This is a genomic window from Rugosimonospora africana, assembly GCF_016862975.1.
GTDB classification, from domain to species: Bacteria; Actinomycetota; Actinomycetes; order Mycobacteriales; family Micromonosporaceae; genus Rugosimonospora; species Rugosimonospora africana.
Map to the genome: position 1 here is coordinate 41,320 of NZ_BONZ01000015.1, position 17,168 is coordinate 58,487.

Annotated in this window: 9 protein-coding genes; all 9 read left to right on the forward strand. The window is 74.0% G+C overall.

Annotated elements, in window-relative coordinates; translation table 11 throughout:
- The first annotated feature begins 24 nt into the window (after nucleotides 1–24).
- The 9 genes from Raf01_RS08420 to Raf01_RS08460 all read left to right on the forward strand — a co-directional run bounded on the left by Raf01_RS08420 (nucleotide 25) and on the right by Raf01_RS08460 (nucleotide 17,167).
- The gene (locus Raf01_RS08420; RefSeq protein WP_203917183.1) at nucleotides 25–405 is read left to right on the forward strand and encodes an Imm10 family immunity protein; all 381 of its coding nucleotides are present in this window, start codon (nucleotides 25–27) and stop codon (nucleotides 403–405) included.
- Complete coding sequence (gene meaB, locus Raf01_RS08425; RefSeq protein ID WP_373319493.1) at nucleotides 386–1,390, forward strand: methylmalonyl Co-A mutase-associated GTPase MeaB; 1,005 nt, start codon at nucleotides 386–388, stop codon at nucleotides 1,388–1,390. The genes Raf01_RS08420 and meaB overlap by 20 nt, the downstream gene beginning before the upstream one ends.
- A complete protein-coding gene (locus Raf01_RS08430; protein ID WP_203917185.1) occupies nucleotides 1,387–2,064 on the forward strand; it encodes an ABC transporter ATP-binding protein in 678 nt (225 codons plus the stop codon). Before meaB ends, Raf01_RS08430 begins: the two co-directional genes overlap by 4 nt.
- A gap of 120 nt (nucleotides 2,065–2,184) precedes the next feature.
- Entirely contained in the window at nucleotides 2,185–2,919 is a 735-nt protein-coding gene (locus tag Raf01_RS08435) for an Asp23/Gls24 family envelope stress response protein (RefSeq protein WP_203917186.1), read from the forward strand.
- 160 nt (nucleotides 2,920–3,079) lie between these two features.
- Nucleotides 3,080–4,753: a coenzyme B12-dependent isobutyryl-CoA mutase large subunit gene (gene icmA / locus Raf01_RS08440; protein WP_203917187.1), complete on the forward strand. Its 1,674-nt coding sequence runs from the start codon at nucleotides 3,080–3,082 to the stop codon at nucleotides 4,751–4,753.
- Nucleotides 4,754–4,855: 102 nt separating this feature from the next.
- Nucleotides 4,856–8,014 carry an FtsX-like permease family protein gene (locus Raf01_RS08445; RefSeq protein ID WP_203917188.1) on the forward strand — a complete coding sequence of 1,053 codons (3,159 nt, stop codon included), beginning with the start codon at nucleotides 4,856–4,858 and terminating at the stop codon, nucleotides 8,012–8,014.
- Nucleotides 8,011–11,040, forward strand: coding sequence for an FtsX-like permease family protein (locus Raf01_RS08450; protein ID WP_203917189.1), 3,030 nt, complete (start codon nucleotides 8,011–8,013; stop codon nucleotides 11,038–11,040). Before Raf01_RS08445 ends, Raf01_RS08450 begins: the two co-directional genes overlap by 4 nt.
- Complete coding sequence (locus Raf01_RS08455; RefSeq protein ID WP_203917190.1) at nucleotides 11,037–14,123, forward strand: FtsX-like permease family protein; 3,087 nt, start codon at nucleotides 11,037–11,039, stop codon at nucleotides 14,121–14,123. Before Raf01_RS08450 ends, Raf01_RS08455 begins: the two co-directional genes overlap by 4 nt.
- Nucleotides 14,120–17,167 (forward strand): ABC transporter permease, encoded by a 3,048-nt coding sequence (locus tag Raf01_RS08460; RefSeq protein WP_203917191.1) that lies wholly within the window; start codon nucleotides 14,120–14,122, stop codon nucleotides 17,165–17,167. The genes Raf01_RS08455 and Raf01_RS08460 overlap by 4 nt, the downstream gene beginning before the upstream one ends.
- The last annotated feature ends 1 nt before the right edge of the window (nucleotide 17,168 follow it).

The following is a 17,168-nucleotide window of genomic DNA, read 5'->3' on the forward strand; positions in this document are numbered from 1 at the left end:
GGCGCGCCCCGTTAAGGTGTGCCGGTGAGTGCTCCGCTTGAGTTCGCCGCCACGGTGGTGGGCGGTTCGCCGACGACCGAGCAGGACGACGGGTTCGTCGGCTATGTGTTCGGCCTCGCGGCCAGGGAAGACGGCTCCGAGGGCTGTCTACTGGTCCAGCGGGCGGACGATCCCCGTCCCGAGGAGGAGCCATACTGCCTGGTCTGGGGTGAGCAGGAAGGCACCACGTACGGCGGCGTCGAGCGGGCCGTGGTCGACGATGGCGGGGTCACCTTTGAGCTGACCACGCTCAACGCGGCCGAGCTGGGCACTCCGCGCCAGTTCCGCATCACGTTCCCGGCCCAGCACACGGACGCCGTGCGCTGGGGGCTCATCCGGACTCTGGGTGTCGGGGTCGTCACGTGAGCCGGGAAGCGGTCAGGTGAGGCGCGGCCGGGACGTCGCGGCGCTGGTGCGGGCCGCCCGCGACGGTGATCCGCGCGCCGTCGCCCGGCTGATCTCGCTGGTCGAGGACGCCGACCCGGCGCTGCCCGAGGTGGCCGCCGCGCTGACCGATCACGCCGGCACCGCGCAGGTGATCGGCCTGACCGGCTCGCCCGGTGTGGGGAAGTCCACGACAACCAACGAACTGGTCCGCGCGCTGCGCGCCCGGGGCCGCCGGGTGGGCGTCCTGGCGGTGGACCCGTCCAGCCCGTTCACCGGCGGCGCGATCCTCGGCGACCGGGTACGCATGCAGGACCACGCCACCGACGCCGGCGTCTACATCCGGTCGATGTCCAGCCGGGGGCACCTCGGCGGGCTGGCCGCCGCGACCCCGCAGGCGGTCCGGGTGCTGGAGGGCGCCGGGTGCGACGTGGTGCTGGTGGAGACCGTCGGGGTCGGGCAGGCCGAGGTCGAGGTGGCCTCGCTCGCGGACACCACTCTCGTCCTGCTCGCGCCCGGGATGGGTGACGCGATCCAGGCGGTCAAGGCCGGCATCCTCGAGATCGCCGACATCTTCGTGGTGAACAAGGCCGACCGGGACGGCGCGGACGCCACCTACCGCGACATCCAGGGTTCGATCGCGCTGGGCGAGCGGCAGCCGGGCGACTGGCGGCCGACGGTGCTGCGGTCCGTCGCCTCCCGTGCCGAGGGCGTCGATGACATACTGGCCGCGATCGATAAGCACCACGACTGGCTGGTCGAGCACGGTGAGCTGGCACGGCGGCGCGAGGCACGCGCCGCGGCCGAGATCGAGGGCATCGCACTGGCCACCCTGCGCAGCCGGATCAGCTCACTGCGCGACGGCACGGCGTTGCCGAAGCTGGCTTCCGCCGTGGCTGGTGGTGAACTCGATCCGTACACGGCCGCACGCAACCTGCTCGACGGTCTGGAGGTCCAGGGAACGTGACGACTCTGGTGGTGGACGCGGTCAGCGTCGCGTACGGCAAGGACGAACCGGTGCTGCGGGACGTGTCGGTACGGGTCGAGCCCGGCCGCACACTGGCCGTCACCGGCCCGTCCGGTGCCGGCAAGACGACCCTGCTGTTCACCATGGCCGGGCTGCTGCGACCGAGGCAGGGCACGGTGAGCGTGGACGGCACGCAACTGCGCGACCGGGACCACGCGGTGGCCCAGCGGGTGGTGCTCGTGCCGCAGGACAACGGACTGGCCGCGATCCTCACCGCGGCGGAAAACGTGCAGGTGGCCCTGATCGCGCAGGGCGCTAGCCCGGCCGACGCGCGCCGGCGCATGGTCGAGGCGATGGACCGGCTGGGCCTGTCCGGCCAGGCCGACCAGCTGGTCGAGGAGTTGTCCGGCGGCCAGCAGCAGCGCACCGCGATCGCCCGCGGTCTCGCGCTGGCCGGCGACGTGCTGCTCGCCGACGAGGTGACCAGTGAGCTGGACGCGCAGAACCGGCAGAAGGTCCTGGACCTGCTGCACGAGGAGGCGGCCCGGGGCGCGGCAGTCGTGTTCGCGACGCACGATCCCGAGGCGGCCGCCGCCTGCGACGCCGAACTGCACCTCGTGGACGGCCGCGCGGAGCTGGTACGCGGCTACTCGGAGCTGCCGGTACACGCCTGATTCCGGCCGCGCCGTGAACGTTTGCCGACGTCCCGGCGCGGACTCCCACGACTGGCCCGGCGCGGGTACGCTCGCGCTCGACCGCGACGATCAACTCGCAGGACCAGGGGAGACTAAACAATGACTGATGTCGCTGCCGAGGTACCCGCGCAGACCAACGAGCCCGCCGCCGGCACTGCCCAGACGGCGGAAGCAGGTCAGCCGGCCGAGGCACAATCGACCACCGGGGCGCCCGCCGAGCAGGCGGCCGAGCCGGGGACCATCCGGGAGCGGGCCAGCGCGGTCGCGTCCGACATCGCCGACCGGGCCAGCGACGCCATCGACAAGGCGGGCGAGGCGGCAAGCGGCGCGGTGGACGCCACCCGCGAGGCCGCGCAGCGGGCGGCCGTCCGGATCCGTAACAACGCCACCCTTCCGGCCAGCCGTGGCCACACCACCATCGCGAACGAGGTCGTCGAGAAGATCGCCGGCATCGCGGCCCGCGAGGTTCCCGGCGTCTACGACCTGGGCGGCGACGTCGCGCGGATGTTCTCCGCCGTCAAGGAGCGGCTGCACCTGGGCGAGGAGAGCGCCGACCAGGGCGTCTCGGTCAAGCTGGAGGGCAAGGAAGCCGAGATCGAGGTCGTCATCGTCATCGAGTTCGGCTTCCAGGTCTACTCGGTCACCGAGAAGGTCCGCGAGAAGGTGATCAGCTCGGTGGAGAACCTGCTCGGCCTGGACATCACCGCCGTCAACGTGATCGTCGACGACGTGCACATCGACGACGACGCCGCTCCGGGCAACGATGCGGAGCGGGCCGTCGGATACAGCCCGGAGACCAAGGCGATCGTCGTCGGCGCGCCGGCCGAGAGCTGACCCCACACCTGGTCCACCGCGTCCGTCGCCGGTCGCGGCGGTGTCGCCCCGACGCCGCCCGGCCGGCGACGTCGCGTTTGGGACCCGCTCGGTTCCCTCAGTGGGACAGGGCACATCGAGTCGCCTTAGCGATCGTTCAGGCCTGCACTAGACTGCGGGGATGGACGCACGGGACATCGCCGAGGGGCGGGCGCGCTGGCAGGCGCGGTACGACGCGGCGACCAAGCGGGACGCGGACTTCAGCACGCTGTCCGGGGCACCGGTGGAGCCGGTGTACGGGCCGCCCCCGGGGGTGGAACACCCCGGGTTCGAGCGCATCGGCTGGCCGGGCGAGTACCCGTACACCCGGGGGCTGTACCCGACCGGGTACCGCGGGCGCACCTGGACGATCCGGCAGTTCGCCGGTTTCGGGAACGCCCGGCAGACCAACGAGCGGTACAAGCTGATCCTGGGCGCCGGCGGGGGCGGGCTGTCCGTGGCGTTCGACATGCCCACGCTCATGGGCCGCGACTCCGACGAGCCGCAGTCGCTCGGCGAGGTCGGGCACTGCGGGGTGGCCATCGACTCGGCCGCCGACATGCAGGTGCTGTTCGACGGCATCGACCTGGCCGCGGTCACCACCTCGATGACGATCAGCGGCCCCGCTGTCCCGGTCTTCTGCATGTACCTGGTGGCCGCCGAGCGGCAGGGTGCCGATCTGTCCACGCTGGACGGCACGTTGCAGACCGACATCTTCAAGGAGTACATCGCGCAGAAGGAGTGGCTGTTCGCGCCGGAGCCGCACCTGCGCCTCATCGGTGACCTGATGGAATACTGCGCGACCAGCATCCCGCGCTACAAGCCGCTGTCCGTGTCCGGGTACCACATCCGTGAGGCCGGCTCGACCGCCGCGCAGGAGTTGGCGTACACGCTCGCCGACGGGTTCGGGTACGTGGAGCTGGGGCTCAGCCGCGGGCTGGATGTCAACACGTTCGCGCCTGGGCTGTCGTTCTTCTTCGACGCGCACGTGGACTTCTTCGAGGAGATCGCGAAGTTCCGCGCGGCCCGCCGGATCTGGGCCCGCTGGCTGCGCGACGTGTACGGCGCGACCAGTGAGAAGGCGATGTGGCTGCGGTTCCACACGCAGACCGCCGGGGTGTCGCTGACCGCCCAGCAGCCGGTGAACAACGTCGTGCGTACCGCGGTCGAGGCGCTGGCCGCCGTCCTCGGCGGGACGAACTCCCTGCACACCAACGCGCTGGACGAGACCCTGGCACTGCCCACCGACGAGTCGGCGGAGATCGCGCTGCGCACCCAGCAGGTGCTGATGGAGGAGACCGGGGTGGCCAACGTGGCCGACCCGCTCGGCGGCTCGTGGTATCTGGAGGAGTTGACCGACCGGATCGAGGCCGAGGCCGAGGCCATCTTCACGAAGATCCGGGACATGGGTACCGACGGCACGATCACCTCGGGCATCCTGCGCGGCATCGAGGACGGCTGGTTCACCTCGCAGATCGCCGAGTCGGCGTTCGTCTACCAGCAGGCTCTGGAGAAGGGCGACAAGCGTGTCGTCGGGGTCAACGTGCACACCGGCACGGTGGCCAAGGACCTGGAGATCCTGCGCATCCCGCACGAGGTCGAGCTGGCGCAGCGGGACGCCCTGGCCAGCCGCAAGGCGGCCCGGGACTCCGGCGCCGTACGCGTCGCGCTGGACAAGATGGTGCAGGCCGCCCGCGGTTCGGAGAACCTGATCCCGAGCATGCTCGACGCGGCCCGCGCGGAGGCGACCCTGGGCGAGATCTGTGACGCGCTGCGGGGCGAGTGGGGGAGCTACCGGGAACCCGCGCGATTTTAGATGCAACCTAAACGGGGGCTCGTGAGTCCCCTCTAGGTCACGGTCATCGATGACCGTGACCCGGGTCGTCACGCCCGGCGGGACGGCCATGGGGGACCCGTGATGCTCGCCGTAGCTCTAGGTGCGATCCGAGCCAGGAGCACTCAGGCCGCCGCGCTGCTGGTCATCGCGGTCCTGGTGACCGCCGCCGCGGTGGCCGCGCCGTTCTTCGTGCTGGCCGCGACCGGCACGGTCGCGGCCCGGGACGTGTCCGTGGCGCCGGTCGCGCAGCGGCTGGTCACGGCGCGGCAGGACCTGAGCCTCGACGGCGGCGCCGCGGCCATCCAGCAGACCCGCGACCAGATCGGCAAGGATCTGTCGCTGCCCCGGTTCGATCAGGTCGGCGGCGTCACCGTGACCGGCTCGGTGCTCGGTCCGGCCGGTGGGGCGGCGTCGTCGCTGGCCATCCGTGACGGGGTGTGCGGGCAGGTGAAGGTACAGGGCGGCTGCCCGAGCGCCACCGGCGACGCGATGCTCTCCAGCCGTACGGCGAGCGCGCTCGGCGTACGGGTCGGCGACCCGGTCACGTTCCGGGCGCCCGCGATCAGCAGGCTGGTACAGCTGCGGGTCAGCGGGGTGTACCTGCCGCGCGACGCGGGCAGCCTGTACTGGGGCGCGGGCGGGCTGTTGGCCGAGGCCCCGGCCGCCGCCCAGGACTCGACCCTGCCGTCCGGGCCGCCGGACGCCGTGTTCGTCAGCGAGGACACCCTCGTCGCGACCCGGTCGCAGCAGGCCACCGTCACGGTCGACGCCATCTCCACTCCGGCCGCGCTGACCGTCGACCGCCTGCCCGGCCTGGCGCAGGCCGTGAACGACCAGCTCGGGCGGCTGAAGTCCGACGAGTACCAGGTGGACACGAGCCTGCCCGACCTGATCTCCCGCATCCAGGCCGACCAGCGGGTGATCGTGCTCGGCGTACCGCTGGGGGCCGGGGAGCTGGTGCTGTTCGGCTGGTTCGCGCTGTTTCTCGCGGTGACCACCGGCGCCACCGCGCGCCGCGCCGACCTCGGCCTGCTCAAGCTGCGTGGCCTGCCGTCCCGGCGGGTCTGGGGGTTGGCGGTCCAGCAGAGCGCGCTGCCGGTGCTGCTCGGTGTGCCGCCCGGTGCGCTGCTCGGCTGGTTGCTGGCCCGGATCCTGGCCGGCGGCATCGGCGAGGCCGGGCAACTGCGCCTGGCTGTGCTGCTGGCGGTGGCCGCGGCGGCGGTCGCGGTACTCGGCGGCCTGCTCGCCGCGCTGGTCGCGGAGCGTCGTACGGTCCGCGCCGACGTCGTGGAACTGCTCCGCCGTACGCCGTCCCGACGGCGGGCCGGGCGGCTGCGCCGCATCCTGCGGCCGGAGCTGATCGACTTCGCTCTCGCCGCCCTGGCGCTGGCCGGCGTGTACCAGGTGCACGCCTCGGCCGCCGGCGAGGACGCTGGGCTGGTCGTGATCGCACCCGGGCTGGTCGCGTTCGCCGCCGGCCTGCTGGTCGCCCGGTTGCTGGTACCGGTGGCGTCCCGGTCGGCGTCCCGTGCGCTGCGGGCCGGCCGGCTGCGCGGCACGCTCACCGCGACGTACCTGGCCCGGCGACCCGGGTTGGAGCGGCTGTTCGCGCTGCTGACCATTGCCGTGGCGGTGCTCGGGTACGCCGCGCTGGCCTGGGACACCTCGGCGGCGGCGCAGCACGACCGGGCCGCCCAGGAACTGGGCGCCGACCGGGTGCTCACGCTCGGGCCGGTACCCGGCAGCCGGCTGCTCGCCGCCGTCCGCTCGGCCGATCCGTCGGGCCGGTACGCGATGGCCGCGGTGCAGGCGCACACCCGCTCGGGGGTACCGGCGGTACTGGCGGTGGACACCTCCCGGCTCGCCGCGGTGGCCACCTGGAATCCCCACTACGGTCCGGCCCCCGCCGCCCTGGTGCCGATGCTGCACCCGCCGGCACCGGCCCCGGTCCGGATGGTGGCCGGCGGGCTCGCGCTCGACGTTACGGTGCGCGCGACCAGCGGCGGGCCGGTGTACCTGGTCGCGAACCTCACCGCGCCGGACGGGCGGCGGATCCTCCTGCGGTACGGGCCGGTGAGCCTGGGCGCGCACCGGTACGACGCGGCCAGCCCGGCGTGCGTCCGGGCTCCCGGGTGCCGGCTGGACGGGTTCGGTGTGACCAGCGGATTCAACCCTGCGGGCCAGCCGCTGACCCGGCCGGGGCCGGGGCTGGACCTGACGCTGACCGCGCTGACCGGCACCGCGGGCGGCGACGGCGACGGGGACGGGGCCGGGACCGCCGGCGACGGCACGAGCGGCGGCGATGGCGGCGGCACGGCGGGTGACGGCGGGAGCGCCGACCTGGCCGGGTTCCGGCAGCCGAGCCGCTGGCGGCCGACCACCGACCCGGCCGCCGCCGGTCCGGTGCTCTCCAGCGGACCGGACGGGCTGCGGGTCGCCCTGCCGCCCGGCGACGCGATCAACCAGAGCACGAAACCGGACGGGCAGGTCTACCTCGTCGACGCTCCGACCCCGGTACCGGTGCTGCTCGCCGGCCAGTTGAGAGAGGCCGGCCTGGCCGGCAACCCGGGCGTGGACCTGTTCGGGTCGGAGGTGGTGCCGATCCGGGTGGCCGCCCAGGTGTCCGCCCTGCCCCGGCTCGGTTCGGCCGGCGCCCTGGTCGACCTGGACTACGCCGACCGGCTGGTCGACGACGGTGGGGGCGCGGTCACCGCGCAGGTGTGGCTGGCCGCCGGCGCGCCATCGTCCATTGTGGACAAGCTCGGAGCGGCGGGGCTGTACGTGGTCAGCGACGACACCATCGGTCGCCGGCAGGACGGGTACAGCGACTCCGGGCCGGGGGCGGCGTTGCGCTTCCAGTTGCTCGGCGCGGTGTTGGCAGTGGTACTGGCGGCAGCCGGCCTGGTGCAGCTCGCCGCCGTGGAGCGCGGGCCACGGTCGGAGGAGCTGACCGCCCTGCGCGGGCAGGGGCTGCCGGTGCCCGCCGCGCGGGCGGTGGCGTTCGGCGGGTACGGGTGGCTGGCCGGCGCGGCGTTGCTGACCGGCCTGCTCGTCGCGCCGGTGGACCGGCTGGTCACCGGCGCGACCGTACCGCTGTTCGTGGACAGTTGGGCGGTACTGCCGCCACCGGCCCTGTTACGACCCGGTGGGCTGCTCATCGCGGCGGCGGCGACCATCGCCGTACTCGGCGCGACCGCGGCCGTCGTGGGCCGAGCGCTGATGCGGCGGGTGTACCGATGATCGGGCTGATCCTGGCGATGCTGCGGGCCCGGCTCGGCCGGGCGTTGACCGCACTGCTGCTGGCGGTCGTCGCGGTCGCGGCGGCGGTGGCCGGCCCGGCGTTCATGGCGGCCGCCGACCGTTCGGTGATCGCCGACGAGCTGTCCCGGGCCACGCCGCTGGAGATGATGGTGGAGGCGAGCGGAACCGTCGACCTGTCGCAGGTCCGCGACCGGACGTTCGAGACAGGCGCCGTAGGACTGCTGACCGGGCCCGGTCTCACGCCGATATTCGCGGCCGAGTTCGACGCGTTCTTCACCGGCCCCGCCGACGGCGGCGCGGCCCGGCTGGTCTTCCGGCAGGGGCTGTGCGCACACCTGCGGATGGTGCGGGGACGCTGCCCGATCGGTACCAACGAGGTCGTCCTCGGCCGGGCCACCGCGGACCGGCTCGGTCTGGCCAGTGGACAGGTGGTCGCGGAGCGGGAGAGCGTCCAGACCCAGGACGGACCGACTGCCACCGGCCCGACGGCCGACCTCACCGTGGTCGGCGTGTACGAGGTACCCGACCGCACCGACCGGTACTGGGCCGACCAGCACTACTTCGACGTGTCCCCGGGCAGCGACGGCCAGGCCGCCACCGGCGAGCCGGTGTTCACCAGCCGGGGAACACTGGAAGTGTTGCGGCACACCAAAGAGACGCAGACCGTCGACTCGCTGCTCGACCCGGCCGCGCTGACCCCGGCGAACCTGGCCACGGTGCGGGCGAGCGCGGAGGGTGCGCAGCACCGGGCGGCCGCCAGCGCGATCTCGGCGGGTACCCAGATCCCCGCGCTGCTGAAGCGCATCGACACCGACCGGTCCACGCTGCGCGAGGTGGTACCGCTGGCCTCGGTACCGCTGGTGATCCTCGCCTGGTTGGTGATGCTGCTGGCCGCCGGGTACGCGACCGAAGCCCGCCGCGCCGAGGTCGGCCTGTTCAAGCTGCGCGGTACCTCGCTGATCGCGCGCTGGTGGCTGGTACTGGGCGAGAGCGTGGTGGCCATCCTGATCGGCGGAGCGCTCGGGTACCTGGTCGGGTACGCCGTGGTGGCCGTCGCCGCGCACCTGCTGCTGCCCGGCGCCGGCGCGGTCACGCCGTCCTGGGCGGCGCTGCGCTGGGCCGGCGCCGCGGTGCTCGGCACGCTGGTCGCGACCGTACTGGCACAGCGACGCCCGTTCGCCGCGCCAGTGGCCGAGCTGCTGCGCCAGGTTCCGCCGAGAGGCGCCGGCTGGCGCGGGCTGGCCCTGGAGGCCATGCTCTACCCGCTCACCGTCGCGGCAGTGGTCGAGCTGCACGCCGACCACGACAAGCTGACCGGCATCATGCTGCTGGCCCCGGGCCTCGTGGTGCTCGCCGTGGCCCTCTTGGCGGCGCGGGTGGTCGGTCCGCTGGCCGGCTGGATCGGCCGCCGGGCGCTGCGTTCCGGCCGGCTCGGTCTGGGGCTCGGCGCGCTGCGGCTGGCCCGCCGGCCCGGCGCGGCACGCCTGCTGGCACTGCTCGTGGTCGCGGTGGCACAGCTGGGATTCGCGTTCACCGCCGCGGGTGTCGCGTCCCGGGCCGGTGCCGAGCGGGTGACCGTGGAGCAGGGCGCGCCGCAGGTACTCGACGTGCTGCCGGTCAACCGGGGTGCGTTGCTGGACGCGGTACGGGCCGCCGACCCCACCGGCAGGTACGCGATGGCCGTGGCCACCGTGCCGTCGATCGTCAGCACGGACGCGCCCACGCTGGCCGTGGACTCCACCCGGCTCGCCGCGGTGGCGAACTGGCGGGCCGAGGGCGGCCTGTCCGCGGCCCGGGCCGCGGCGGCGCTGCGCCCCGCCGAACCCGATCCGGTGACGTTCCACAACGAGACGATGAGGATGGACCTCTCGGTCGGCGCCCTGCAGCCGGCGCAGATCCTGGACCTGGTGGTGCACCTGGCACCGGTGAACGGCGACCCGGCACAGGTGGTCAACGTCGGTCAGCTCAGGTCGGGCCGGCACACCTACACCGCCACGCTTCCGGGCTGCGCCCACGGCTGCCGCCTGATCGGGTTCGAGGTGTCCCAGCCCACCGGCGCCGGCTTCAACCTGAACGCGGTGGTGCACGGCCTGTACCAGGGCGACCCGGCCACCCCGATGAACGTCGGGCTGACCGAGAAGGGGCGGTGGCGGGCACCGGGCCACGTCGGGCCGGCCACGGTACCGACCGTCACGCCCGGGCCGGACGGGTTGAGCGTGAACCTCACCGACAGCGGGGTCGGCGTCGACGCGTGGATCCTGCCGGTGGACGCGCCGTACCCGCTGCCCGTCGTGCTCACCGGCAGGCTGGGGCGCGACACGGTGGGCGGCCTCGACGACATCCCGCAGCCGGTGGTCGCCGCGGGTACCGTGCCGGTCCTTCCCCGGCTCGGCGACCACGGGACCATGGTCGACTTCGAGTACGCCGAGCGGGACGCCCGGGACACCGGCGTCGCCGTCAACCCGCAGGTGTGGCTCGCCGCCGACGCACCCGCGAGCATCCTCGACCGGTTGCGTGGCAACGGACTGACGGTGGTCGAGACCGAGAGCGACGAGGCCCGGCTGCGCTACCTGGATCGGCAGGGGCCGGCCGCCGGGATGCGGTTCCACCTGCTCGCCGGTGTGCTGGCGGTGCTGCTGGCAGTGGGCGGGCTGGTCCTGATCGCGACGGTCGACCGGCGGGCCGCCGGGCAACTGAGGGCCCTGCGCGTGCAGGGCGTACCGCGTGCCGTCGTGGCGTCGGCCAACCGGTACGGGTACGCGGGGCTGGTCCTGGCCGCGCTGGTGCTGGGCCCGATCGCGGCCGGTGCCGCCTGGGCGTTGACCGGGCGCTCGATCCCGCTGTTCGCCGACGGTGTCGCCCTGTTGCCGCCACCACTGGTGCCGCACTGGCCGCCGCTGGTCATCGCGCTCGCGATCGCCGGGCTGCTGTTGATGGGCATCGCGCTGGTCTCGTCGCGACTACTCTCGGCCGGACTGGAAGGCCGACGGGGGGAGCACGGATGATCCGGCTGATCCTGGGAGCGCTCCGGGCGCGGCGCGCGCAGACGGTGACGGTGCTCGTCCTGGCGGTACTCGCGGCCACGGCGGCCACCGCCGCCCCGTGGTATGTGCTGGCCGCCGACAACACCGCCCTGGTCAACGACGTGCTCACCGCGCCGGCCACCCAGCGCGTGGTCAGCACGTCGCGCACCCAGGACCTGGACCGCGACCCCGCCGAGTTGCTCGCCGCGTACCACGCCGATGTCGCGTCGGCGTTCGACATCCCCGGGGTGGACACCTATCTCGGCCTGTCCCAGATCGCCCGGTACCAGCAGGGGTCGGTGAGCGTCGCGATACCGGTGAACTACCGGGAGAAGGTCTGCGACCACGTGGTGCTGACCGGCCGCTGTCCGAGCGCTCCCGGCGACGCGATGCTGACCCGGCGCAGCGCGGACCTGGCGCGGGTACACGTCGGCGACACCATGCCGGTACGGCCGGACGACAGCAAGCCGGGGGCCACCCTGCACGTGGTCGGGATCTACGACCCGGTCGACCCGTCCGGGGCGTACTGGTCGGACCCGGTCTACGACCCGCCCAGCGACTCGGCCGCGGCCGCCGCCCGTACCGATCCGGTGTTCGTCCCGCTCGCCACGTTCGCTCCCGGGGGCCTCGATGCCCCGCAGATCCTCGAGGACGTCACCCTGCCGCTGGACGCGTTCCGCAACCCCGACCTGGGTGACCGGATCGATTACGCGCAGTTCCAGCTGAGCCAGCACGGCATGCAGGTGGCGCTCGGCAGCAGTCAGGTCCTCAACCGGATCACCGAGGACCAGCAGCTCATCGGCGTCGGCGTGCTGGTCGGCGCGGTGCAGCTGCTCGCCCTGAGCTGGTTCGCGTTGTTCCTGGCCGGCCGGTTCACCAGTCAGGACCGGCGCCGCGACGTGGCCCTGCTCAAGCTGCGCGGGGCCACGTTCGGTCGGCTGCTGCGCCTGGCGGCCGGCCAGAGCGCGGCGCCCATCCTGGCCGGGACGGTGCTCGGCGTCGGGCTCGGGTACCTGCTCGCCCGGCTGAGCGCCGGAGAGGTAACCGGGCCGGGGCGCACCACGCTGGCCTGGGAGCTGTCGGCCGGTGCTGTCGTGCTCGCGGTCGCCGGGGCGTTGCTGGCCATCATCGCCTCGGAGTGGCGGATCCTCCGTGCCCCGGTCGCCGACCTGCTGCGCCAGGTGCCGTCCCGGAGCGGGTCGCGGGGCGCGGGTACGGGACGTGAGCTGCGGCGTGCCGGCGTGGTCGACCTCGCGGTGATCGTGCTCGCGGTCGCCGGCGCGTACCAGGTCCGCGCGCAGGGCGGAGTGGACGGCTCGGCTCCCGGGCTGGCGCTGCTCGCACCCGGACTGGTCGCGCTCGCGGTCGCGCTGCTGCTCGCCCGCGCGCTTTCCTACCTGGCCGGCCGGTTCGGCGTCGTGGCGCTGCGTACCGGCCGGCTCCGGCTCGGACTGGGCGCGCTGCAGGTGGCTCGGCGGCCCGGTACCGAACGGGTCTTCGCCCTGCTCGCGGTCGCGGTCGCGGTGCTGGGTACGGCGGCCATGGGCTGGCAGACGTCGAGCCAGGCACGGCACAGCCGGGCGATGGTCGAGCTGGGCGCCGACCGGCAGCTGACGGTACGGGCGGCAAGCCGCCAGCAGTTGCTCAGCGCGGTACGGGCGGCGGATCCGAGCGGCCGGTACGCGATGGCCGTGGTGTCCAACTCGTCCAGCGTGCAGGGAACGCCGCCGGTACTCGCGGTGGACGCCTCCCGCCTTGCCAGCGTGGTCTCCTGGCAGCCCGGCTACGGGACCAGCCCGGCCGCCCTCGCGGCGCGGCTGCGCCCACCGGCACCCGCCCCGCTGACGTTCGCCGGTACCGGCGTGACGCTAGACGCCGCGATGATCGCCGGGCCGGCGGACACGCGCATCCTGGTCGACCTGGTCAGGGTGTCCACCGGCGCTCCGGTGCGCCTGGAGTTCGGCCCGCTCGCGCCGGGCCGGCACAGCTACCAGGCGGCCGCCGCGGACTGTGCGGGCGGCTGCAGGCTGGCCTCGTTCGCGCTGTCCGGTCCGCTCCTCAAGAGCGGTGACTACGCGCCCGCCGCCCCGGACACCACGGTCACCCTGTACGCGATCGGGCAGCAGGGCCCCGACTCGGTCGTCGCCGGCCCGGCCGTCCTGGACGACGTGCGGCGCTGGCACGGTCCGCTGATCGCGCACCCGTCCGGCCCGATCCTGGCGGCGACGGACGATGGGCTGACCGTGACAACCCCGCCTCCGGTGCCGGGGACGGCCGGTTCCGTGCTGATCGACCGGATCTTCCCGGTCGATGCGCCGCTCCCGCTCCCCGGCGTGCTGGCCGGCGGGGTACCGGGAATCTGGCAGGCCGGCGAGTCGACGCTGGCGCCGTTCGGCGTGGACGTGGTACCGGTCCGCGTGGTCGGCACCGCGCCCGCTCTGCCGGTACTCGGCGGCACCGGCCTGCTGATCGACCTCGACGGCGCGGACCGCGCGGTGACCGAGGCGTCGGTCGGCGACCTCCAACAGGTCTGGCTCGCCCCGGGTGCGCCCTCCAGCATCGTCGACAAGCTGCACGCGAGCGGGCTGACCATCCTGCGCACCGACTCGATCGGCGCGGACCTGACCCGGCTCGGCACCGCCGGGCTCACCGCGGCGCAGCGGTTCGCGTTGCTCACCGCGATCGTCGGGGTGCTGCTCGGCGCCGCTGCGGTGACCGTGGCGGGGGCGGTCGAGCGGGAACCGCGGGCGGCGGAGCTGTCCGCGCTGCGTACCCAGGGGCTGACCGGCCGGGCGGCGCGGGCGATCGGGTACGGCGGCTACGCGACCCCGGTCGGGCTCGCGGTGCTGTCCGGGGTGGCCGGTGCCGTACTGGCCCGGTTCCTGGCCGGATCCGGGCTTCCGGTGTTCGCCGACCTGTGGGCGGTGATACCGGCGCCAACCGGGTTGCGCCCGTTGTCCCTGCTGCTGTCGGCGGCCGGCGCCGCGGTGCTGCTGGCCGGCGCCGCCGTGGTGGCCGGCTACCAGCTCAACCGGGTGATGCGTGCCGGAGGTACCGCCCGATGAGCCGGTTGATCTGGTTGATGCTGCGCAACCGGTGGGCGCAGGCGCTCACCCTCGCGGTACTGGCCCTGGTGGCGACCGCCGCGGCGGTCGCCGGCCCGGCATACCTGGGCGCGATCGATCGGGCGGTCGCCGAGCACGAGGTGCACGACGCCACCCCGGACGAACGCAGCATGAGCGTCGCCGACTCGATGTCCCAGCAGTCCGACGACAATGGCGGCGGCCCGGACTTCTCGCAGGTCGGCGCCGCGCTCATCGGGATGCCCGACTTCACCCCGGTGTTCTCGGTCGACGTGACGGTACTGGGCGTGGAGACATCGCCGACCGCGCCGAGCCGGTTCGCCTTCCGGCAGGACACGTGCGCCCACCTGGTGATGGTGCGGGGCCGGTGCCTCATCGGCGGCTCCGAGGTGGTGATCGGGCAACGTACCGCCGATCGACTGGGCATCCGGTCGGGCGCCACCGTCACCGTGCGGTTCGCCCAGCTCGACCCGAGAACTCAGGTGTTCGTCCCCGCCGGCGCGCCGTACACGCTGACCGTGGTCGGCGTCTACCGGGTGTCCGACCCGGACGCGCCGTACTGGGGCACACACGCCTACTTCGACCTGGACGCGTCCGGCGCCCCCAGCGAACCGGTGTTCACCAACCGGGCCGCCATCGAAACCCTCGACCACGCTGGCGAGGTCGACATCGTCGACGTGCAAGGCGACCCGGCCGCGTTCGCGCCGGATCACCTCGAGGCGCTGCGCGCTGAGCTGGCGGAGGTCAACCAGCGCGTCGGAGGGCTGGGTACGAGCCAGATCTCGGTCACCACCGGGATCCCGAACCTGCTGGACCGGATCGACCGCGAACGGAAGCTCGCCCACCAGCTGGTACCCGTGGCCGGCGTACCACTCGTGGCGCTGGCCTGGTTCGTCATCTTCCTGGCCGTCGGGTACGGGACCGGGGACCGCCGCTTCGAACTGGGACTGGTGGCGCTGCGCGGAGCCAGCCGGCCCACTCGCTGGCTGCTGGCATCCGGCGAGTACCTGATCGCGATCGTGATCGGGGCGATCGTCGGGTACCCGGTGGGGCTGGCCGCGATGGGCGCGCTCGCCTCGGTCCGGCTCGACGGCCCCGGGTCGACCTCCGGCGCGCTGCCGTACGCGCTGGTGGCCGGCGTGGGCGCGGTACTCGCCGCGTTGCTGGCCCAGCGCCGGGAGTTGTTCACCCCGGTGGCCGACCTGCTGCGCCGGGTGACCGGCGGCGGTCGGGGCTGGCGCTCGCTGGCCGTCGAGGCGGTCGTGGTGCTGCTCGCCGTGGTGGCCGCGGTCCAGTTGCGCGTCGCGAACGGGCAGCTGACCGGGATCGGGATCCTGGTGCCGGCCCTGGTCATCCTGGCCGTCGCGCTGCTGGGCGCGCGGGCCGTGGTCCCGCTCGCCAGCCGGTACGGTGCCCGGGCGCTGCGCCGGGGCCGGATGGGAGGCGCTCTCGCGGCGTTCCAGCTCGGTCGCCGGCCCGGGGCGCATCGGCTGTTCGTGCTGCTGGTCTTCGCGGTCGCGCTGCTCGGCTTCGCCACCACCGCGTCCCAGGTAGCCGCGCAGGCGCGGGCGGCGCAGGCCCGGGTCACCTCCGGCGCCACCCGGGTCCTGACGATCAGGCCGGTGACCCGGCTCAAGCTGTTGAACGCGACCCGGGCGGCCGATCCGGCCGGCCGGTACGCGATGGCGGTGGTCAACGGTCAACCCGGTGCGCCGGGCGATCCGCCGCAGCTCGCGGTCGACACCACCCGGCTGGCCACGGCGGCGCTCTGGCAGCCGGGCTACGGCGGCCCGGGGCCCCGGCAGCTGGCCGCCCTGCTGCGGCCCGGTCTGCCCGACCCGACCGTGCTCCGGGCACGCGCGATCGAGCTGGACGTCACCAACGACAACCTGGCCAAGCTCGTCGACGTGCACCTGGTGGTGGTCCTGGCGCCGCTGTCCGGCGGCTCACCGCTGACCGAGGATCTGGGGCGGCTGTTCCCCGGCGACCAGCGGATGGTCACTCAGGTGGACGACTGCGCGGACGGGTGCCGGCTGGTCGGCTTCGGCGCGGTGAACTCGGGCTCCGGCGGCTTCGGGCTGCGGGTGACCCTGCGCCAGATCCGTACCGGCGGGCCGGCCGGGCTGCTCATGCCCGCCGCGGCGCTCGCCGATCCGTCCTCGTGGCGGCCGCAGGTTCCGGCCGGCATCACCCTGTCCCGTGGCGCCGGCGGCCTGGAGATCTACTACCACGGCAACAGCGGCACCGCGGCCGAGGGTTGGATCACGCCGGCCGACCGGCCCGCCCTGCTGCCGGTCGCCGCGACCACCGCGCTGCCACCCAACGCCCTGCTGGTCGGGCTCGACGGCCGCGACGCCCCGGTGACCGAGGTGGCCAGGGTGGATGGCCTGCCCCGGCTGGGCTCGCACGGGGTACTGGTGGATCTGGAGTACGCCGACCGGGCGGCCAGCGATGCGAGTGCGGGTGACGTGGAGCAGGTGTGGCTGGGGCCGTCGGCACCGCCGGACGTGCTGAGCCGGCTCCGGACGCAGGGGCTGGTGGTGACCGCGGACTCCCGGGTGGCCCAGCTGCGTTCCGAGCTGGATTCCCAGGGGCCGGCCCTGGCGCTGTGGTTTCACCTGCTGACCGCCGGCCTCGCGGTGCTGCTCGCGGCGGGCGGGAGTTGGCTGGTCGCGGCGGTCGACCGGAACGGCCGGGCGGGCGACCTGAGGGCTCTGCGGGTGCAGGGGATGTCCCGCGCGGCCACCAGTCGGGCCGGACTCTGGGGCTACCTGGTGGTGGTTCTCGCGGCCGGGCTGGTCGGCCTGGTGGCCGCGGCGGCTGCGTGGCTGGTGACCGGCACCGAGATTCCGATGTTCGTCAGCCGTTCCGTTCCGTGGCCGCCGCCGACGTGGCCCGCCCCGGGTGCGGTGTTCGGATCCTGGGCGATCGCGGTCGCCGTTCTCGTCGGCGTCGCCCTGGTGGCGGCGTACGACCTGCGCCGGAAGGTCCGGCGGTACGGGCAGTTGGAGACGGGGAGGGACTAGG

Coding starts and splice junctions, on each gene's coding strand:
- Raf01_RS08435 (WP_203917186.1), top strand. CDS start 2,185: ATGACTGATGTCGCTGCCGAGGTACCCGCGCAGACCAACGAGCCCGCC.
- icmA (WP_203917187.1), top strand. CDS start 3,080: ATGGACGCACGGGACATCGCCGAGGGGCGGGCGCGCTGGCAGGCGCGG.
- Raf01_RS08445 (WP_203917188.1), top strand. CDS start 4,856: ATGCTCGCCGTAGCTCTAGGTGCGATCCGAGCCAGGAGCACTCAGGCC.
- Raf01_RS08450 (WP_203917189.1), top strand. CDS start 8,011: ATGATCGGGCTGATCCTGGCGATGCTGCGGGCCCGGCTCGGCCGGGCG.
- Raf01_RS08455 (WP_203917190.1), top strand. CDS start 11,037: ATGATCCGGCTGATCCTGGGAGCGCTCCGGGCGCGGCGCGCGCAGACG.
- Raf01_RS08460 (WP_203917191.1), top strand. CDS start 14,120: ATGAGCCGGTTGATCTGGTTGATGCTGCGCAACCGGTGGGCGCAGGCG.